The organism is Roseomonas sp. F4 (assembly GCF_053891155.1).
Map to the genome: position 1 here is coordinate 335445 of NZ_JBSSHK010000004.1, position 18707 is coordinate 354151.

Consider the following 18707-nt stretch of genomic DNA (forward strand, 5'->3'; position numbering starts at 1 on the left):
TCAAGTCGCTCAGGCCGCTCCGCGGCAGGCCAGCCAAGCGCCGTCCCGGGCGACGAGGCGGCCGGCATGGAAGACCAGGCCGCGCGGCGGATGGCCGCCCACCGCCTCCGGCACATTCTCCGCCGGCAGGGTAAAGACATGCGCGGGGTGGCCTTCGGCGATGCCGTAATCGGCGATGCCCAGCGCGGCGGCGCCTTCGCTGGAGATCATGGCGAAGATCGCCTCCAGCAGCGGATCGGTGCGGACATCCTCGCGCCAGCCAATGACCGATGCGCGTTCCAGCATGTCGGCATTGCCATAGGGGCTCCAGGTGTCGCGGATGTCGTCATTGCCGCAGAACACTCGCACGCCGGCGCGGCGCAGCAGCATCAGCGGCGGCAGGGTGGCGCCACCGGCGCCGTGGGTGACCAGCGCCACGCCCGATTCCGCCATCAGCGCCGCCGCCGCCTGCTGCTTCGATTCGGCGATGCCACCGAGGCAGAAGCCGTGGCTGACGGTGACCCGGCCTTGCATGCCTTCCGCCGTCGTCCGCGCGCAGATCTCCTGAAGGCTGAACAGGCCGAGTTCGCCCGGCTCGTGCAGATGGATGTCGATGCCGACGCCGCGCTTGCGGGCGATGGCGAACAGCCCGTCGAGCTGGCCGGAGGGGTTGCGGTCCACCTCGCAGGGGTCGATGCCGCCGACCAGATCCGCCCCCTCCCCGATCGCCGCATCCAGCAGATCGAGCATCGGCGCGCCGCCCTGGCGCATGACGCCGGCCTGGGGGAAGGCGACGATCTGGATCGTCACCGCCTCCGCATGCGCCTGCTTGGCCGCCAGCACGCCGTGCAGCGCCGTCAGGCCGAAGCCCGGGGTGATATCCGCATGGGTGCGAATATGCGCGGTGCCATGCGCCACGCAGCGGCGGATCAGATGGCCGGCGCGGTCGGCGGTGGAGGCCGGCAGGCTGGGCAGCAGGTTCTGGTCCGTGTCGATCCGGCTCTGGCGGAACGGCTTGGCGCTGTGCGGATGCCAGGGCAGGCCGAACAGTGTCTTGTCCAGATGCATATGGCCGTCGACCAGCCCGGGCAGCAGCAGATGGCCGCCGAGGTCGAGCGTCTCGGCCGCATCTGGGTCGGGGGCACCGGGCGGCAGGATGGCGGCGATGCGGCCATGCGCGATGGCGATGCGCGGGCTGGTGCCATCGGCCAGGCGCAGATGGGTCAGCAGCAGGTCGGTCATGGCGATGGCTCCAGGGTCTGGCGGCCATCAAAGACCGGGGCGGCCCCGCAAGGAAGCATCGCGGCGCCCCGCATTCCGTTGCGTGGAACGCACGGAGTTGCCTGCCGCATGGCCCCTCCGCCCCCGCTATCGTCGCGGCAATGGGAGGCGGCAGCGCGCCCCGATGGAGGAGACGAGGATGAATATCCTGCTGGGACGCATCGCCGCGGCGCGGCGGCGCTGCCTCTGGTTGGCCGGCATCCTGCTGGCGGCGGCCGCGCCGGCTCAGGCGGCCTATCCGGAACGGCCGGTGCGGCTGATCATCGCCTATACGCCCGGCGGCACCGGGGACCTGGTGGGGCGGCTCATCGCCGATGCGCTGGCGCCACGGCTGGGCGTGCCGGTGGTGACGGTGAACCAGGGCGGCGCGAATGGCGCGATCGGTGCCAGGGCGGTCGCGGTGGCGGCGCCGGATGGCTACACGCTGCTGCTGGCCGGCAATGCGATCTTCTCGATCCTTCCGCATCTCAGCAATGTCGGCTACGATTCCACCAACTTCACGCCCATCGCCAATATCAGCGAATCCCAGCGCCTGCTGGCCGTGCGCAACAGCCTGCCGGTGACGACGCTGGCGGAGCTTGTCGACTACGGCAAGCGCAACCCAGGCCGGCTGAACTACGGCACCTCCGGCATCGGATCGACGCTGCACATCATGACGGAGATGTTCCGCCGCGAGGCGGGGTTCGAGGCGCTGCACATCCCCTTCCGCGGTTCGGCGCCCAGCGTGCAGGCGATGATGACCGGCGACGTGGACTTCATGATCGACACCGTCGTGATCCAGCACGCGCAGCAGGGCCGGCTGCGGCCCCTCGCCGCGGTTGGCGACCGCCGCCTGCCGCAATTTCCGGACCTGCCCACGCTGGCGGAGCAGGGCTACCCCAATGTCCGCACCTCCGGCTGGCAGGCGCTGATGGGCCCGTCCGGCATGCCGGCCGAGATCGTCAATATCCTGGCCGCCCATGTCGAATCCGCGACGCGCGAGCCCGCCTTCATCGACCGCCTGGCGCGCGGTGGGGTGGAGGCGCGCTTCCGCTCGCCCGCCCAGCTGACCGAGGATTTGCGGGAGGACAACCAACAGTTCGGCGCCATGATCCGCTCCGCCGGGATCGTCGGCGAATGAGCCGCCTGCGATGATCGAGGGCCTCGTCACGCTGCCGGATGTCCGGCTGGCCTATTGGGACAGCGGGGGGCCGGGCACGCCGGTGGTGCTGCTGCATGCGGCCAGCGGCAGCAAGGATGTGTGGGAGTATCAGCTTCCCGCCCTCCGCGGCCGCGGTTACCGGGTCATCGCCTATTCCCGCCGCGGCTATTGCGGCTCCGAGACCGGGCCGGCGGATGCGCCGGGCACCGGCAGCGGGGATCTGCTGGGGCTGCTCGACCGGCTGGGGGTGGCGGCCTGCCATCTGGTGGGCACGGCGGCCGGCGGGCTGGTCGCCACCGATTTCGCCCTGTCGCATCCCGACCGGCTGCACAGCCTGACCCTGGCCTGCACCATCATCGGCGTGGTGGATGAGGACTATCTGGAACTGGGCGCGCGGCTGCGTCCGCCGGGCTTCACCGACCTGCCGGTCGCCTTCCAGGAGCTCGGGCCGAGCTATCGTGCCGAGAACCCGGACGGCGTGGCGCGCTGGCTCGCCTTGGAACGTCGCGCGCATCCCGGGGGGCGGTTCCGCCAGGGGGCGGTCAACCGGCTGACCTGGCAGGCGCTGCGTCAGATGGCGGTGCGGACCCTGATGGTGAATGGCGATGCGGACCTCTGGGCCCCGCCCGCGATCCAGCGCCTGTTCCTGCGCTGCCTGCCGCGGGTGCGGGGCGTGGTGATTCGCGAATGCGGCCATTCCGCCTATTGGGAACAGCCCGAGGCCTTCAACGCCGCGCTGCTGGCCTTTCTGGCGGAGGAGGGACAGGCGTGAACATCAGGGGTTCCGGCTTCGCGGCCGGCGCTCGGAAATCGGGGTGCCCGGAATCGAACCGAGGACCTCCTGTACCCAAAACAGGCGCGCTACCAGGCTGCGCCACACCCCGAATGGCCGATACCTACGGGGACGGCCGCTTCAGGGCAAGCGGTGCCCGCCAGCCTCAGGGCGTATTGCCGAAGATGCGGTGCAAAGCGCGGTCGCCCACGCGGATGTCCAGCTTCTCCGTGATGCCGGCCTGAAGCTCCAGCGTGGCGCGCACCGGGCCGCGGCTGTCCACCGGGGTCAGGCTGTAGGGCACGGTGCGTTCGGCGATGCGGTGGATGCGGCCGTCGGCGGCGATGAAGACCATGTCCAGCGAGGAGATGGTGTTGCGCATCCACATGCTGCTCTCGCGCGGCACGCCCCAGTCGAACAGCATGCCCTCATTGGCGCCGACGCTCGGCCGGAACATCAACCCGATCATCTGGTGATCCGGGCTGACCGCCATTTCCACCTGGAAGGTGTGACGGGTGCCGTTGCGGGCGACGATGACCAGCGGCTCGGTCGGCAGCCTGGGCTGGGGCTGGTCCACGCCAGGCTGGGCGAAAGCCCGGCCGGCCGCGAGAACACCAAGGGAGGCAAGCAGGGGGCGGCGTTTGATCATGCGGTGATCCTAGCACCCGTTTCAGCCCAGGCGGGAGACGGTTCGGCGGGAGGCGGGTCGGGCAGATCTTCCAGCGTCATCGCCGCCAGGGCACGAACCTCCGGCCGCACCGGCCCGGGCCGCGGCGCATCGGCGATGGAGGTGAACCAATGCTCCGGCGGGTTGCGCCCGCCGGAGCGGGTCCAGGCCAGGCCGCGCAGCACGGCCTCGGCCGCCGGTGGGATGCGCGGCGGGATGGGCAGCCGGTTCAGCGTCGCCCAGACCCCGGCCCAGCAACGCGACACCGACCAGGGATTGTAGCCGCCGCCGCCCAGCACGATCAGCCGCGGCGCCAGGCCCATCAGCGCGGCCACCACGCCGCGATGCGCCGCATTGGAACAGGCGAGGCGCGACAGCGGGTCTTCCAGGATCGCATCCGCGCCACATTGCAGCATCACCGCCTGCGGCCGGCGCTGGCGGAGGATGGGCAGGATGGCGTGGCGGAGCAGGAAATCCATCTCGCTGTCGCCGAAATCCTCAGGCACCGGCAGGTTGCGGGCATGGCCGCCGGCGCGGTTCTCCGCCGGGCCGGTATTGGGCCAGCGCCCGGCCTCATGCACCGAGACGGTGAAGACCCGGGAATCCTCGGCAAAAGCCTGCTCCACCCCGTCGCCGTGATGCGCGTCGATATCGAGATAGAGGATATTGGTCAGGCCCAGGTCGAGCCATCGGTACAGGCCCAGCGCGGCATCATTCACGTAGCAGAAGCCGCTGGCCCGGTCTGGCTGGCCGTGATGCGTGCCGCCGCCCGGCACATGCACCACGCCCCCATCCCGCGTCAGCTCCGCCGCCAGCATCACCCCGCCGGCACTGGTGGCGGGGCGGGAGAAGACCTCGCGATAGACCGGATTGCCATCGGCGCCGATGCGGTGGCGTTCGCGGTGAAGTGGGTCCACCTGCTGCGTCGCCTCCGCGGCCATCAGTGCCGCGATGTAGTCGGGCGTGTGGAAGCGCAGCAGCTCCTTGGGTGTGGCGCGCGGGCTGTCGCGATACTGCTCCGGCGCCACCCAGCCCATGGCGCGGATCAGGTCCAGCGTGGTGGAGACGCGGGGAATCGCCAGCGGGTGCTTCGGCCCATAGGTGGAGCCGCGATAGATCTCGGAACCGATGAGCAGCGGGCGGGCGGGGTGCATCCCGCCCAAGATGGGGTGGTTTCGGTCAGCCGCCCAGGGGCCCGGATAGATGCTGGAACAGGATGGAGGTGCCGAGGCCGATCAGCGCCAGGCCGGCCAGCAGTTCCGCCACCCGGCCGATGCGGCTGGACAGCAGGCGGCCGGTCAGCATGCCGCCCGTCGCCATGATGAAGGTCGCCAACCCGATGGCCGGCGCAACAATCCAGATGTTCACATCCAGCAGGGCCAGCGAAACGCCCACGGCCATGGCGTCGATGCTGGTGCCAACGGCGGTGGCCAGCAGCATCCAGCCGGAACGCCGGCCCACGGGCGCGTCCGGCGCGCGCTGGACGGCGCTGTACAGGATATGCCCGCCGACCAGGCCGAGCAGCACGAAGGCCACCCAATGGTCGATCGCCTCGATGCTGCCGGCGGCCAGCAGGCCGGCGGACCAGCCGATCACCGGGGTCGCCATTTCCACAGCGCCGAACACGGCGCCGGTGCGCAGGGCCTCCGTCACACGCACACGATGGCCCGTCGCGCCACGGCTCAGCGCGGCGGCGAAGGCATCCACGGACATGCCCAGGGCGAGAATGGTGATGGCGGCGGGTGACATGGCAGGCGATCCGAATATCTGCCGCCGGACTACATCCCGAACCGCCAACCGTCAAATTTTACCTTTTAAAATCAGATACTTGTAGGCAAAGCTCACTCTTGATGCGCCGGCTACAGATGCGGGCGGCGGGGACGCAGTCGGGCCTCGGGCACCCTCTTGCCCCCCTCTTGCCCAGGGCGCCCGGCCATCGCATACATCGCGCTGTCATCGGGGGGAGCCCATTGGGGGCTGAGAGGCGGGGCTGGCCCCTGCGACCCCACGAACCTGATCCGGGTCATGCCGGCGAAGGGAACGGTGTCGTGCAAGGCCTCGATTCACCCGGATTCCGTATCGTGCTGCCGCAGGGCCTCTCCTTGGGGAGGCAGCCTGTGCTGGGCGCGCTCGACCTCGCCGTGGCGGCGGGGCGGATCACGGCGCTGCTCGGCCCCTCGGGGTCGGGCAAGTCCACCCTGCTGCGGCTGGTCGCCGGGCTGCTGCCGGTGCCGGTAGGCGGCAGCGTCACCGCCACCGATGGCGCCCCCCTGCCCGGCCGCATCGCCTATATGGCGCAGCAAGACCTGCTGGCGCCCTGGCGCGATGTGCTGGGCAATATCACTCTCGGCGCGCATCTGCGGGGCGAGGCGCCCGACCTGACCAGGGCCGGTGTCATGCTGGCCGAGGTCGGGCTGACGCCGGCGGATGCACAAAAACGCCCGGCGCAGCTCTCGGGTGGCATGCGCCAGCGCGTGGCGCTGGCCCGCACGCTGATGGAAGATCGCCCGCTGGTGCTGATGGACGAGCCCTTCAGCGCCGTCGACGCGCCGACGCGCCACCGCATGCAATCCCTCGCCGCGCGGCTGCTCGCCGGCCGGACGGTGCTGCTGGTGACGCATGACCCGCTGGAGGCGCTGCGCCTCGCCGACCAGATCTTTGTGCTGTCGGGCAGCCCGGCCGTGCCGGTGCCGGTGCCCGTGCCGACTGGCGCGCCACCGCGCCCGGCCGGCGATCCGGCGCTGCTGGCGGCCCAGGCGGCCTTGCTCGAACGCCTTTCGGAGGCCGTTCCATGATCCGCGGCTTCCTCGCCGCCTTCGGCCTGGTTTTGCTCTGGCAGGGCTTCGTCTGGTTGACGGAGGTGCCGCCCTTCCTGCTGCCGGCACCGTCCCGCGTCGCCCAGGCCCTGGTCGCCCGCTGGGACATCATCTTCGAGCATGCGCTGATCACCGGGACCGAAATCCTGCTGGGCCTCGCGCTCGGCGCCCTGCTCGGCTGCGCCACGGCGCTGCTGCTGGTGGCCTGGCGGGAGGGGCGACGCTGGCTGCTGCCGCTGCTGCTGATCAGCCAGGCCGTGCCGGTCTTCGCCATCGCACCGCTGCTGACGCTCTGGCTCGGCTTCGGCATGGCCAGCAAGGTGGCCATGGCCACCATCATCATCTTCTTCCCCGTGGCCACCGCCTTCTATGACGGGCTGCGGCGGACGGAGCCGGGGATGCTCGACCTCGCCGCCACCATGGGCGCCAGCCGCCTCGCGGTGCTTTGGCGCGTGCGGGTGCCGGCGGCGCTGCCTTCGCTGGCCTCCGGATTGCGGGTGGCGGCGGCCGTCGCGCCGATCGGCGCGGTGGTTGGCGAATGGGTCGGGGCCTCCGCGGGCCTTGGCTATCTGATGCTGCACGCCAATGGGCGCAGCCAGACCGATGTGATGTTCGCCGCCCTGTTCGTGCTGGCGCTGATGGCGCTGTCCCTGTGGTTCGTCACCGACTGGCTGCTGCGGCGGGCCATTCCCTGGCAGCCCGATTCCCTTCTCACTGAAAAGGTCACGACATGAAGCGCTTTGTAGCCGCGCTGGCCCTGCTGCTGGTCGCCACGCCCCTGCATGCTCAGCCCGCGCGCCAGCCGCTGACGGTGCTGCTGGACTGGTTCATCAATCCCGACCACGCGCCCATCATCATCGCCCAGGAACGCGGCGATTTCGAAAGGGCCGGGCTGGAGGTGCGGATCATCGCCCCGGCCGACCCCAACGACCCGCCGCGGCTGGTCGGTGCCCGGCGTGCGGATATCGGCGTCTACTACCAGCGCAACCTGCATCTGGCGGTGGACCAGGGCCTGCCGCTGGTGCGCGTCGGCACGCTGGTCGCCACGCCGCTCTCCACCCTGACCGTGCTGCGGGACGGGCCGGTGCGCACGCTGGCCGATCTGCGCGGCAAGCGCGTGGGCTATTCCGTCGCGGGGTTCGAGGAGGTGACGATGGGCGCGATGCTGGAAAGCGTCGGCCTCACCGTCTCCGACATCCGGCTGATCAACGTGAATTTCGGCCTGTCCTCGGCGCTGATGTCCGGCCAGGTGGATGCCATTCTGGGCGGCTTCCGGAATTTCGAGCTGCATCAGCTCGACCTGGAAAACCGCCCGGGCCGCGCCTTCTTCCCCGAGCAATACGGCATCCCGGCCTATGACGAGCTGATCTACATCGCCCATCGCGACCGCGCGCGGGACGCGGTGCTGCGCCGCTTCATCGATGCGACGGAGGCCGCGACCCACTTCCTGGTGAACAACCCGGAGGAATCCTGGCGCATGTTCATCGCCGGCCCGCGGCGCGAGCTGGACAATGAGCTGAACCGCCGCGCCTTCGCCAGCACCGCCAACCGTTTCTCGCTGAGCCCCGGCGCGCTGGACCGCAACCGCTATGAGCGCATGGCCCGCTTCCTGGCCGATCGCCGCATGATCCGCGCCGTGCCGGCGCTTGAGACCTATGCGGTGGAGCTGCCGCCCGCTACCCAGGAGCGATGAGCAGAGAACCGCGTTTCCTTGTCGATGCCGATGCCTGCCCGGTGCGCGACGAAATCCTGCGCGTCGCGGGCCGGCTCGGCTTCGAGACCATCTTCGTCTCCAACGGGTCCCGCCCGATCCGTCCACCGGGCGGGCGCACGCGCATCGTCATCGTCACGGACGGCGCGGACAAGGCGGATGACTGGATCGCGGATGAGGCGACGCCCACCGATATCTGCCTGACCGCCGACATCCCCCTGGCCGCCCGCTGCCTGGCCAAGGGCGCCTTCGCCTTGAACTTCAAGGGCCATCCCTGGACCGAGAACAACATCGGCAGCGCGCTGGCCGGCCGCGCCATGTCGCAGCACCTGCGGGAGATGGGGATGGGCGGCGGCCCGCCGCCGATGGCGAGCGCCGACAAGTCGCGTTTCCTCAATGCGCTGGATGCGATGGCGCAGGCGGCGATCCGGCGGGCGAAGGCCGCGCCGCCGCCAAGCTGATCCGCCTCCGCAACAGGCACGGATGCGTCCGGCCCGCGTTGCAGGGATATGCCCGAAAACCTGCATGACTGCCTGATCGTCGGCGCCGGCCCCGCCGGGATGACCGCCGCGCTATACCTCGCCCGCTTCAGGCGGAGAGTGCTGCTGGTGGATGCCGGCGCGCCGCGCGCCGCCTGGATCCCCACCAGCCACAACATTCCCTTCTTCGCCGAGGGCATTGGCGGGCCGGATCTGCTGACCCTCCAGCGCGACCACCTGGCGCGATACGGTATTGCCGTCGTTCAGGGCGAGGTCACTACCCTGCAGCGCACCGCCGCCGGCTTCACTGCCCGGATCGACACCGCGGATGGGCCGCCGGAGGCCCTCGCCCGCCGCGTGCTGCTGGCGACCGGCGCGGTGGATGTGGAGCCGGATCTGCCAGACCTGCCCGATGCCGTGCGCCGCGGCCTGGTGCGCTACTGCCCGATTTGCGACGGCTATGAGGCACGGGACCGCAGCATCGCTGTCATCGGCCATGGCGCGCGCGGCCTGGGCGAGGCCGCCTTCATCGCCCGAACCTATTCCAACCGCGTCACCCTGCTGACCCTCGGCACCCCGCTGGAGGAGTCCGAGCACGACCTCGCGGCGCGTCACGGCATCCGCGTGGTGGCAGAGCCCATCACCAGCCTCGACATCGCCGAAGGCCGCGTCGTGGCGCTGCGGGCCGGCGGGCAGGAGCATCGCTTCGAGGTGCTGTATTCCGCGCTCGGCCTGACCTACCGCTCCGGCCTCGGCCGCGCGATGGGTGCCGGGCATGACGAGAAGGGCGCGCTGATCGTGGATACGCACAACCAGACCAGCGTGAAGGGCCTCTACGCCGCGGGGGATATCGTGCGCGGGCTGGACCAGATCGTCACCGCCATGGGCCAGGCGGCGGTGGCAGCGACGCATATCCACAATCGTTGTGAGTTGCCCACCGAGGATGAGGAGGGCGGCTAGGCCGCCGCGCCCCGGTCAGCCGATCCGCGCCCCCGCCCCGGCCGCCACCCACGCCAGCCGCCCCTCGCAAAAAGTTGCCACGGGCGCGCGGCGCTCGGCATCCACCACCACCACGTCCCCCCGCAGCCCTGGCGCGATCCGCCCGCGGTCAGCCAGCCCGGCTGCCTCCGCCGGATTGGCGGAAACCAGCGCCCAGGCCGCCGGCAGATCCAGCACGCCGCGCCCGGCCATGACAAAGGCGGCTTCCAGCATGGCGGGCCAGTAGTAGTCGGAGGCCAGGATGGTCACGAGGCCCTGCTCCGCCATCGGCGCCGCAGAGCCCCAGCCCATATGGCTGCCGCCACGCACCACATTCGGCGCGCCCATCACCACATGCTCCCCAGCCTGCCGCGCCGCCTCGGCGACGGCTTCCGACATCGGAAACTCACAGACCTTCGCGCCCAGCGCACGAAAAGCGGCGCGAGCCTCGGGCGTCGCATCGTCATGGCTCAGCATCGGAATGCCGACCTGCCGCGCCGCCGCGGCAAGGCGCGCCTGGGCGGCGGGGACTTCCGGCCGGCGGGCCATCGCGGCCTCGGCCAATGCCACGAACTCGGCGACCGGCACCCCGCCGCGCTGGGCATAGGACGCGGCCTTGGCCGGCTCCGGCAAGCGTCGGACAATGCCGGGCGTGTGGTCGTTGAAGGCGAGCAAGGCGACGCGGCCGGCAGCGATGTCGGCCAGCAATTCCTCCATAACATCGAGGTTGTCGGCCTCGTGGCGGCAATGGATGCGGATGTCGCAGCCGCCCAGCGGTCGCAGCGCCTCCACGGCCGCCAGCGTGGCGCGCCAGGCGGCAATGCCGCGCAGCCCCGGCTCCCAGGACAGGGTCACCCCGAGGCAGGCTGTGGTGATGCCGGCGGCCAGCAGTTGCGCCGCCGAATCGCGCATCCCCAACGCGTGGGGGAAGCCGATGCCGGGGCGCGGCTGCATCTGCCGCTCATGCGCATCGCCATGGATGTCCACCAGCCCGGGCAGCACCAGCAGCCCCGTCGCATCGAAGCGCCGCGCGCCAGCCGGCGCAGCCTCCGCCACCAAGCCCTCGGCCAGCGCCACAGGCGCCCCGCGCAGGGCGCCGTCCAGCAATGCGGTGCCGTTCTCGATCAACCAGGCTGTCATCAGGATTCCACCACAAGCTGTGCGCGGCCGGCGGCGTAGCGGCCGATTGTGACATCCACCACCTCGCCCTCCGGGTCCGTATTGATGGCCTCGGTCACCAGCACCGGCCGGTTGCGCGACTGCTGCAACAGCTCCGCCTCCTCCGCGCTGGGCAGGCGGGCGGTGATGCGGGTGACGCGGCGGCGGTAATCCGGCACGCCGCAGGCGGCCAGCGCGTCGGTGATCGAGGGATTCTGGCGCAGCAGTTCCGGCAGCCGGCCGAACCGGCTGGCCGGGAAATGGTGGGTGCCGATCACCAGCGGCCTGCCATCGGCCAGGCCCAGGCGTTCCACAGCCACCACCGGCCGGCCGCGCCTGATGCCGAGCTGCTCCGCCAGCCCTGTCTCCGCCGCGATTTCCTGGATGCGCAGGATGCGCCCGCCCGGCTCGCGATTCTGCCGGCGGATGATTTCGGAAAAGCGCGTGCGCGGGCCGAGGCGGTAATCGACCACATCCTCCGCCACGAAGCTGCCGCGGCCCTGTTCGATGCGAACCAGGCCGCGGCCTTCCAGCTCCTCCATCGCGCGGCGGACGGTGTGGCGGTTGACGCCGTATTGCGTGGCGAGCTCCGCCTCCGTCGGCAGGCGGGCGCCCGGCGCGTGGGTGCCGCCGGCGATGTCGCGTTCCAGCCGCTGGGCGATCTGGCGCCACAGCGCCACGCCCTCGCCGCGCGCGAGGGGCAGGCCGGGCAGCGCTTGGGGATCATCGGTCATGGCGGCTGCGGTTCTGCTCCGTGTCATGCGTCATGGAAAGTTCAAACCCCTCCCGATCGCTTCATGCGAGTTTTGCTTGACCTTATCGGGGCAGATGACTAGTCGTCTAGACAAATAGAGTATCCCATGACCGACAGCCCCCACGCCCCCTCCGATCCTCCCGCACGGCGACGCTGGATGTCTATCCTGGCCAGGGCCGAAGCCGCGGAAATCGCCGCCCGCCTCGACACCCTGCCCCCGCCCCCACCGCATCGCCGGCTGCGCGGCCCGGAAACCGGGCTGGTGATGGTGCGCGGCCGCGCCGGCGGCGATGGCGCGCCCTTCAACCTGGGTGAGATGACCGTCACCCGTTGCAGCCTGCGGCTGGAGGATGGGGTGGTCGGCCATGGCTATGTCGCCGGCCGCGACGCCCGGCAGGCGGAACTGGCGGCGCTGGTCGATGCGCTGATGCAGGATCCGGCCCGCCGCCCGGCGCTGGAAGCGGCGGTGATCGCCCCGCTAGCCGAGGCCCAGGCGGCGCGACGGGACGCCCAGGCCCGCCGCGCGGCGGCGACCCGCGTGGAGTTCTTCACCATGACCCAGATGCGATGAGCATGACCGGCACCACTTTCCCTGGCTTCGCCGACCCAGTCCTCGACGGCCAAGCCGCCTTTCGCGCCGTGCTCCAGGCGATGAGCCGCCCCGGTCTGGTGCAGCGCATCCCGGTGCCGCCCGAGACACCGCCCGGCCTGTCGCCCGCCGCCGCCGCCTTGCTGCTGACCCTGGTCGATTCCTCCACGCCGCTGTGCCTGGACGCCGGCGCCGAGGCCGAGGCCTGGGTCCGCTTCCATTGCGGCGCGTCCCTCGCCGCGGCTGGTGCCGCCGATTTCGCGCTGAATGCGCCGCTGCTCGCCCTGTCGCCCGGGACCGAGGAAGAACCGGAACGCGGCGCCACCCTGATCCTCGACGTCGCGGCGCTGGAGGAAGGCACCGGCTGGCGGCTGACCGGCCCCGGCATCGAGCACCTGCACCGTCTGCGCGTCACCGGGGCTCCCGAAGATTTCCTGGCCGATTGGGCCGGCAATCGCCGTCGCGCGCCCTGCGGCGTGGATGTCATCCTCTGCGCCGGGGATGTCATCGCCGCTCTGCCGCGCAGCGTCGCGATCGAGGAAGGCTGAGCCATGTATGTCGCGACCAAGGGCGGCGAGCGCGCGATCGGCGCCGCCCATGCCTGGCTGGATGAAACCCGCCGTGGCGACACCAGCCTGCCGGAGATCACCGCCGCCCAACTCGCCGAACAGCTCGGCCTGGCGGTGGACCGGGTGATGGCGGAAGGGTCCTGCCACGACCGCGGCCTGGCCGCGCTGGCGGTGAAGCAGTCCAAGGGCGACCTGATCGAGGCCGCCTTCCTGCTGCGCGCCTATCGCACCACCCTGCCCCGCTTCGGCGCCAGCCTGCCGCTGGACACCAACCGCATGGCGATCCAGCGCCGCATCAGCGCCACCTACAAGGACCTGCCCGGCGGCCAGGTGCTCGGCCCGACCTTCGACTACACGCACCGGCTTCTCGATTTTCGGCTTGCTGCCGCAAGCGGGCCACGAAGCGAGGCGCCCGAGGCTGAAGCGAATGCGGAGCCCACGCCGCGGGTGACCGAAATGCTGGCGCGCGAAGGGCTGATGCAACGGGAGGCCCCGAGCGAGGCGGAGCCGGGCGACCTGACCCGCGAGCCGCTCTCCTTCCCCGCCGACCGGGCGTTGCGCCTGCAGGCGCTGGCGCGTGGCGATGAAGGTTTTCTGCTGTCTCTCGGCTATTCCACGCAGCGCGGCTATGGCGGCAATCATCCCTTCGTCGGCGAAATCCGCATGGGCGAGGTGGCCGTCGAATTCGAGCCGCCGGAGCTGGGCTTCGCCATCGACCTCGGGGACATCACCGTCACCGAATGCCAGATGGTGAACCAGTTCAAGGGCAGCCGGACGGAGCCGCCACAATTCACCCGAGGCTACGGCCTGGTCTTCGGCCATGGCGAGCGCAAGGCCATGTCCATGTCCCTGGTCGATCGGTCCCTGCGCGCGGCGGAACTGGGCGAGGCCTCGGATGCGCCGGCGCAGCAGCAGGAATTCGTGCTGTCCCACTGCGACAATGTCGAGGCCACCGGCTTCGTCGAGCATCTGAAGCTGCCGCATTACGTCGATTTCCAGTCGGAACTGGAGAATGTCCGCACCATGAGGGCGAGCGTGGAGGCGGGGAAGTGACCCAGGACGCAGGCTACAACTTCGCCTATCTGGATGAGTCGACGAAGCGGATGATCCGCCGCGCCATCCTCAAGGCCGTCGCCATCCCCGGCCATCAGGTGCCCTTCGGGTCGCGGGAAATGCCGCTGCCCTATGGCTGGGGCACAGGCGGCATCCAGGTGACCGCCGCCATCCTCGGCCCGCGCGACGTGCTGAAGGTGATCGATCAGGGCAGCGACGACACCACCAATGCCGTCTCCATCCGCGCCTTCTTCCGCCGCGTGGCGGGCATCGCGACAACGGAACGGACGGTGGAGGCCAGCATCATCCAGACTCGCCACCGCATCCCCGAACGCGCGCTGCGGGAGGATCAGATCCTGGTCTACCAGGTGCCGATCCCGGAACCGCTCGGCCGATTGGAACCCCGCATCGCGGAGACGCGGCGGATGCATGCCATGGCCGATTACGGGCTGATGCATGTGAAGCTCTATGAGGACATTGCCCGCCACGGCCATATCGCCACCAGCTACAGCTACCCGGTGATGGTGAATGGTCGCTACCTGATGTCGCCCTCGCCCATTCCGGCCTTCGACAATCCGAAGATGGACCGCATGCCGGCGCTGCAATTGTTCGGCGCGGGCCGGGAGAAGCGGATCTATGCGGTGCCGCCCTATACCAGCGTGAAAAGCCTGGATTTCGACGACCATCCCTTCCGGCCGATCCGTGCGCCGCATGTTTGCGAACTCTGCGGGTCAGGGGACACCTATCTGGACGAGGTGCTGACGGATGACGTGGGCGGGCGGATTTTCGTCTGTTCCGACACGGATTTCTGCGCGGAGCGGCAGGCGGTGAAGGAAGCGGCGGAATGAACGAGCCCCTTCTCACCGCCCGCGACCTCACCCTGCGCTTCGGCCGCATCGCAGCCCTGGATGGCGTGGATATCGACATCCATCCCGGCGAGGTCGTCGCCATCGTCGGGGAATCCGGCAGCGGCAAGACCACGCTTCTCCGGGTTCTCTCCGGCCTGATGCGCCCGGATGCCGGCGAGGTTTCGTATCTCGGCCAGGACGTGCTCGGCATGTCGGAGGCCGCGCGCCGACGCCTGATGCGCACCGAATGGGGCTTCGTCCATCAGAACCCGCGCGATGGCCTCCGCATGGCCGTCTCCGCCGGCGGCAATATCGGCGAGCGGCTGATGGCCACGGGCGCCCGCCATTACGGGAATATCCGCGACCAGGCCTCCCACTGGCTGACCCGCGTCGAGATCGACCCGGCGCGCATGGATGAGGTCCCGGCCAAATTCAGCGGCGGCATGCAGCAGCGCCTGCAGATCGCCCGCACCCTGGTGACACTCCCAAAGCTCGTCTTCATGGACGAGCCGACCGGCGGCCTTGATGTCTCCGTCCAGGCCCGGCTGCTGGACCTGATCCGTGCCTTGGTCGCGGACCTTGGCCTCGCCGTGCTGATCGTCACCCATGACATCGCCGCCGCGCGGTTGCTGGCCCATCGGATGCTGGTGATGCGGCATGGGGTGGTGGTGGAAAGCGGGCTGACCGACCGGGTGCTGGACGACCCCCAGCACCCCTATACGCAACTCCTGGTCAGTTCGGTGCTCGCGGCATGAACCATTCCCTGGTCACCGAGGGCCTCTCCAAGGTTTTTCGTCTGTTTCTGCAAGGCGATGTCCGCATCCCCGTCCTGGACAGCGTGGATTTCAGCGTGGCGCCGGGTGAATGCGTGGCGCTGACCGGGCCTTCGGGTGCGGGAAAATCCACGCTGATGCGCTGCCTCTACGGCAATTACGGCGCCGGCGCGGGCCGCATCCTGATCCGCCATCGCGATGCGATGGTCGACCTCGCCGCGGCGGACCCGCGGCTGGTGCGGGAGATCCGGCGGGAGACCTTGGGCTATGTCTCCCAATTCCTGCGGGTTATCCCCCGCATCGGCGCCCGCGACATCGTGGCGGAGCCGTTGCGTGCGCGCGGCGTGCCGGCGGAGGCCGCGCTCGCCCGTGCCTCCGAATTGCTGACCCGCCTGAACCTGCCCGCCCGGCTGCACAACCTGCCGCCCGCCACCTTCTCCGGCGGCGAGCAGCAGCGTATCAACCTGGCGCGCGGCTTTGCCGCGGACTACCCCGTGCTGCTGCTCGATGAGCCCACCGCCAGCCTCGACCCGGTCAACCGCCAGGTCGTCGTGGCCCTGATGGCGGAGGCCAAGGCCCGTGGCGCGGCGCTGATAGGCATTTTCCACGACACCGAAATCCGCGAGCAGGTGGCCGATCGCCTGTTCGAAGTTTTGCCAATCCAGGACGCCGCATGATTCCCGAAGTCATTCTGACCAACGCGCACCTTGTCCTGCGGGGCGAGGTGCTGCACGGCACGCTGGTGATCCGTGGCGACCGCATTGCCGAAATCCAGCCCGGCCGCAGCCACGCGCCCAGCGCCATCGACCTGGATGGCGACCATCTGATCCCCGGCATCGTGGACGTGCACACCGACAATCTGGAACGCCAGGTGCAGCCCCGCGCGACCGCGCGCTGGCCATCCCGCTCCGCCATGCTGGCGCATGACAGCCAGACGGCGGCGGCCGGCGTGACCACGGTGCTGGATGCGCTGTGCCTCGGCGATCTGGGCTTCGATGTCGGCCGCACCCAGACATTTGTGGAGGGCGTGCAGGATCTGGACGCGCTGGCACATACCGGGCTGCTGAAGTCCGAACACTTCCTGCATCTGCGCTGCGAGATTCCCGCCGCCGATATGCGGGAACTGGTGGAGATGGCGGCCGATCACCCGCTGGTGCGCATGGTCAGCTTCATGGATCACTCCCCCGGCGTCGGTCAGTATCGCGACGTGGAGCGCTATCGCCAGATGCGCATCCGCGGCGGCAAGACGGCCGAGCAGGTGGACAAGCGCATCACCGAATTGCTGGAGCAGCGCGCGAAGCTGCTGGAGCCCAACCGCCGCTGGCTGCTGGACCGCGTGGCGCATCGCAACCTGCCATTGGCCAGCCATGACGATGACAGCCCGGAAGGCATCGCCCGCAATGCGGCCGATGGCATCACCATCAGCGAGTTTCCCGTGACGCGGGAGGCGGCGCAGGCGGCGAAGAAACTCGGCGTGCAGGTGATCGCCGGCGCGCCCAATATCGTCCGCGGCGGCAGCCATTCCGGCAATGTCGCCGTCTCCGACCTGATGCATGACCAGGCGGTGGATGTGCTGGCCAGCGACTACGTGCCGCCCGCCATGGTCGAGGCCGCCTGGCGCGCCGCCGGCCAGGGCCATGCGACGCTGCCGGCCGCGATCGCCATGATCACCGACACGGCCGCGCGGATGGCGGGCTTTTCGGACCGTGGCCGGCTGGAGGCCGGGCTGCGCGCCGATCTGGTGCAGATCCGGCCGCATGAGGGCCATGCCGTGGTGCGCAAGGTTTGGCGCGCCGGGGAACGCATCGCGTGAGGGGCTTTCTTCTTCCTCTCCCCCCAACTAGTTCCCCGCTTGTAGGCGCGGGTGCTCGGCCATGATGCGCGCGGCCATCTACTGGGCGCCGCGCATAGATGACCCGCTGCACAAGCTCGGCTCAACCTGGCTCGGCCGGGACACCGAAACCGGCGCGACCATCCCGCAGCCCCCCCTGCCCGGCCTCGACATCGCCGAGATCACCAGCGATGCCCGCGGCTACGGCCTGCATGCCACGGTGAAGCCGCCCTTCCGGCTCGCCACCTCCTGGGCCGCGCTGCGCGAAGATGCGATGGCGCTGGCGCTGCGCACCAAGCCCTTTGCCCTGCCGCCGCTTCAGGTCGCCGAGCATCATGGCTTCCTGGCGCTGCTGGAGACGGAGCGTTCGCCGGATTTGCAGGCCTTCGCCGATGCCTGCGTCGCCAACCTGGACGCGCATCGCCTGCCGCCAACGGAAGCGGAGATCGCCCGCCGCCGGCCAGAACGGATGACGGAGCGCCAGCGCGAGAACCTGCACCGTTGGGGCTACCACTATGTCTTCGAGGAGTGGTGGTTCCACGTCACCCTCTCCCGCCGCCTGAACGAGGCGGAGATGGAAGTGGTGCGCCCCGTCGTCACGGCCTTCCTGGGCGAGGCCCCTGCGCTGCCGCGCCGGGTGACGGAGCTGTGCCTGTTCACCCAGGCGGGGCCGGGCGCGCCCTTCCTGCTGGCCGAGCGTCTGCCGCTGCTCGGTTAAGCGCAGCGAGCACCCGCGCGGTGCCCTCCGCCACGGTCGAATCATTCATCACGGTCTCGACCGGCAGGCCGGGGGGCAGCGCCGCCTCCCGCGCCAGGCGGGCGGCGATATCCGCCGCGTCCTCCCGCCCCCTTGCGGCGAGGCGCGCGGCCAAGACCGGCAGCGGCGCGGTGATGTTCAGGATGCGCAGCGGGTAGCGCGCGGCGGCCTCCGCCAGCACGGTCCGGGACAGGTTGGCGACCACCACCCGACCTTCCTCCAGCGCCTGCGCCGCCGCCATCGGAATGCCGTAGAGCAGCCCATGCGCGCGCCACCACAAGGCGAAGCCACCGGCCTCGCGCAGCGCCTCGAATTCCGGCTCCGTCATCGGGCTGTGATCCTCGCCACCCGCCTCCGCCGGACGGGTGATGCAGCGGCGGGCAAACAGGAATCGGGCATCGCCTTCCAGCGCGGCGCGCGCGCCCGCCATCAGCGTATCCTTGCCCGCCCCGGAGGGTCCGACCACTGGCACCAGCATGCTTCTTGCGCACCGCAATATTGACCGTGACGCTTCTGCCTGCGCCTATCGGCAGCCTCAAGCCGCCAGACGG

Annotated in this window: 22 protein-coding genes, 1 tRNA gene and 1 riboswitch; of the genes, 15 read left to right on the plus strand and 8 right to left on the minus strand. The window is 70.2% G+C overall.

What is annotated here, in order from left to right; translation table 11 throughout:
* Nucleotides 1-9 precede the first annotated feature (9 nt).
* Nucleotides 10-1221, minus strand: a complete 1212-nt coding sequence (locus ACVFYP_RS18030; RefSeq protein WP_499201585.1) for an amidohydrolase — start codon at nucleotides 1219-1221, stop codon at nucleotides 10-12.
* A gap of 178 nt (nucleotides 1222-1399) precedes the next feature.
* Between ACVFYP_RS18030 and ACVFYP_RS18035 the strand changes: the two genes are divergently transcribed.
* Together ACVFYP_RS18035 and ACVFYP_RS18040 are read left to right on the plus strand one after the other, a co-directional pair.
* Nucleotides 1400-2380, plus strand: a complete 981-nt coding sequence (locus ACVFYP_RS18035; protein WP_499201586.1) for a Bug family tripartite tricarboxylate transporter substrate binding protein — start codon at nucleotides 1400-1402, stop codon at nucleotides 2378-2380.
* A gap of 10 nt (nucleotides 2381-2390) precedes the next feature.
* Nucleotides 2391-3173 carry an alpha/beta fold hydrolase gene (locus ACVFYP_RS18040; protein ID WP_499201587.1) on the plus strand — a complete coding sequence of 261 codons (783 nt, stop codon included), beginning with the start codon at nucleotides 2391-2393 and terminating at the stop codon, nucleotides 3171-3173.
* Between the two features lie 38 nt (nucleotides 3174-3211).
* Here ACVFYP_RS18040 and ACVFYP_RS18045 read toward each other — a convergent pair.
* From ACVFYP_RS18045 to ACVFYP_RS18060, 4 genes are all read right to left on the minus strand, one after another.
* A tRNA-Pro gene (locus ACVFYP_RS18045) sits at nucleotides 3212-3285 on the minus strand.
* A 54-nt stretch (nucleotides 3286-3339) separates the two neighbouring features.
* Entirely contained in the window at nucleotides 3340-3822 is a 483-nt protein-coding gene (locus tag ACVFYP_RS18050; RefSeq protein WP_499201588.1) for a DUF192 domain-containing protein, read from the minus strand.
* Nucleotides 3819-4994 carry an acetoin utilization protein AcuC gene (locus tag ACVFYP_RS18055; RefSeq protein ID WP_499201589.1) on the minus strand — a complete coding sequence of 392 codons (1176 nt, stop codon included), beginning with the start codon at nucleotides 4992-4994 and terminating at the stop codon, nucleotides 3819-3821. The genes ACVFYP_RS18050 and ACVFYP_RS18055 overlap by 4 nt, the downstream gene beginning before the upstream one ends.
* 25 nt (nucleotides 4995-5019) lie before the next feature.
* On the minus strand, nucleotides 5020-5589 hold the full coding sequence (locus ACVFYP_RS18060; RefSeq protein ID WP_499201590.1) for a manganese efflux pump MntP: 570 nt from the start codon (nucleotides 5587-5589) through the stop codon (nucleotides 5020-5022).
* A gap of 200 nt (nucleotides 5590-5789) precedes the next feature.
* A riboswitch (TPP riboswitch) is annotated at nucleotides 5790-5898 on the plus strand.
* A 59-nt stretch (nucleotides 5899-5957) separates the two neighbouring features.
* Between ACVFYP_RS18060 and ACVFYP_RS18065 the strand changes: the two genes are divergently transcribed.
* From ACVFYP_RS18065 to ACVFYP_RS18085, 5 genes are read left to right on the plus strand one after another with little or no spacing between them, the layout of a single operon-like run.
* Entirely contained in the window at nucleotides 5958-6635 is a 678-nt protein-coding gene (locus tag ACVFYP_RS18065) for an ABC transporter ATP-binding protein (RefSeq protein WP_499201591.1), read from the plus strand.
* On the plus strand, nucleotides 6632-7390 hold the full coding sequence (locus tag ACVFYP_RS18070) for an ABC transporter permease (RefSeq protein WP_499201592.1): 759 nt from the start codon (nucleotides 6632-6634) through the stop codon (nucleotides 7388-7390). Before ACVFYP_RS18065 ends, ACVFYP_RS18070 begins: the two co-directional genes overlap by 4 nt.
* Nucleotides 7387-8349 carry an ABC transporter substrate-binding protein gene (locus ACVFYP_RS18075; protein ID WP_499201593.1) on the plus strand — a complete coding sequence of 321 codons (963 nt, stop codon included), beginning with the start codon at nucleotides 7387-7389 and terminating at the stop codon, nucleotides 8347-8349. The genes ACVFYP_RS18070 and ACVFYP_RS18075 overlap by 4 nt, the downstream gene beginning before the upstream one ends.
* Complete coding sequence (locus ACVFYP_RS18080; protein WP_499201594.1) at nucleotides 8346-8828, plus strand: YaiI/YqxD family protein; 483 nt, start codon at nucleotides 8346-8348, stop codon at nucleotides 8826-8828. Before ACVFYP_RS18075 ends, ACVFYP_RS18080 begins: the two co-directional genes overlap by 4 nt.
* A 48-nt stretch (nucleotides 8829-8876) precedes the next feature.
* Nucleotides 8877-9806 carry an NAD(P)/FAD-dependent oxidoreductase gene (locus ACVFYP_RS18085; protein WP_499201595.1) on the plus strand — a complete coding sequence of 310 codons (930 nt, stop codon included), beginning with the start codon at nucleotides 8877-8879 and terminating at the stop codon, nucleotides 9804-9806.
* 15 nt (nucleotides 9807-9821) lie between these two features.
* Here ACVFYP_RS18085 and ACVFYP_RS18090 read toward each other — a convergent pair whose 3' ends face one another.
* Nucleotides 9822-10964, minus strand: a complete 1143-nt coding sequence (locus ACVFYP_RS18090; protein WP_499201596.1) for an alpha-D-ribose 1-methylphosphonate 5-triphosphate diphosphatase — start codon at nucleotides 10962-10964, stop codon at nucleotides 9822-9824.
* Complete coding sequence (gene phnF / locus ACVFYP_RS18095) at nucleotides 10964-11716, minus strand: phosphonate metabolism transcriptional regulator PhnF (protein WP_499201597.1); 753 nt, start codon at nucleotides 11714-11716, stop codon at nucleotides 10964-10966. Before phnF ends, ACVFYP_RS18090 begins: the two co-directional genes overlap by 1 nt.
* A 126-nt stretch (nucleotides 11717-11842) precedes the next feature.
* Here phnF and phnG point away from each other — a divergent pair, with 126 nt between their 5' ends.
* The 8 genes from phnG (at nucleotide 11843) to ACVFYP_RS18135 (ending at nucleotide 18117) form a co-directional block, all read left to right on the plus strand.
* The gene (gene phnG, locus ACVFYP_RS18100) at nucleotides 11843-12307 is read left to right on the plus strand and encodes a phosphonate C-P lyase system protein PhnG (protein ID WP_499201598.1); all 465 of its coding nucleotides are present in this window, start codon (nucleotides 11843-11845) and stop codon (nucleotides 12305-12307) included.
* A 2-nt stretch (nucleotides 12308-12309) separates the two neighbouring features.
* The gene (gene phnH, locus ACVFYP_RS18105) at nucleotides 12310-12873 is read left to right on the plus strand and encodes a phosphonate C-P lyase system protein PhnH (protein ID WP_499201599.1); all 564 of its coding nucleotides are present in this window, start codon (nucleotides 12310-12312) and stop codon (nucleotides 12871-12873) included.
* Nucleotides 12874-12876: 3 nt separating this feature from the next.
* Nucleotides 12877-13947: a carbon-phosphorus lyase complex subunit gene (locus ACVFYP_RS18110; RefSeq protein ID WP_499201600.1), complete on the plus strand. Its 1071-nt coding sequence runs from the start codon at nucleotides 12877-12879 to the stop codon at nucleotides 13945-13947.
* Nucleotides 13944-14795, plus strand: coding sequence for an alpha-D-ribose 1-methylphosphonate 5-phosphate C-P-lyase PhnJ (locus ACVFYP_RS18115; RefSeq protein WP_499201601.1), 852 nt, complete (start codon nucleotides 13944-13946; stop codon nucleotides 14793-14795). Before ACVFYP_RS18110 ends, ACVFYP_RS18115 begins: the two co-directional genes overlap by 4 nt.
* Nucleotides 14792-15550, plus strand: coding sequence for a phosphonate C-P lyase system protein PhnK (gene phnK, locus ACVFYP_RS18120; RefSeq protein WP_499201602.1), 759 nt, complete (start codon nucleotides 14792-14794; stop codon nucleotides 15548-15550). Before ACVFYP_RS18115 ends, phnK begins: the two co-directional genes overlap by 4 nt.
* Nucleotides 15547-16245 carry a phosphonate C-P lyase system protein PhnL gene (gene phnL, locus ACVFYP_RS18125; RefSeq protein WP_499201603.1) on the plus strand — a complete coding sequence of 233 codons (699 nt, stop codon included), beginning with the start codon at nucleotides 15547-15549 and terminating at the stop codon, nucleotides 16243-16245. The genes phnK and phnL overlap by 4 nt, the downstream gene beginning before the upstream one ends.
* A complete protein-coding gene (locus tag ACVFYP_RS18130; RefSeq protein ID WP_499201604.1) occupies nucleotides 16242-17381 on the plus strand; it encodes an alpha-D-ribose 1-methylphosphonate 5-triphosphate diphosphatase in 1140 nt (379 codons plus the stop codon). The genes phnL and ACVFYP_RS18130 overlap by 4 nt, the downstream gene beginning before the upstream one ends.
* Before the next feature lie 61 nt (nucleotides 17382-17442).
* The gene (locus ACVFYP_RS18135) at nucleotides 17443-18117 is read left to right on the plus strand and encodes a DUF1045 domain-containing protein (RefSeq protein ID WP_499201605.1); all 675 of its coding nucleotides are present in this window, start codon (nucleotides 17443-17445) and stop codon (nucleotides 18115-18117) included.
* Here ACVFYP_RS18135 and phnN read toward each other — a convergent pair.
* The gene (gene phnN, locus ACVFYP_RS18140; RefSeq protein ID WP_499201606.1) at nucleotides 18056-18586 is read right to left on the minus strand and encodes a phosphonate metabolism protein/1,5-bisphosphokinase (PRPP-forming) PhnN; all 531 of its coding nucleotides are present in this window, start codon (nucleotides 18584-18586) and stop codon (nucleotides 18056-18058) included. The two genes, ACVFYP_RS18135 and phnN, sit on opposite strands and share 62 nt — an antisense overlap.
* Nucleotides 18587-18707 lie beyond the last annotated feature (121 nt).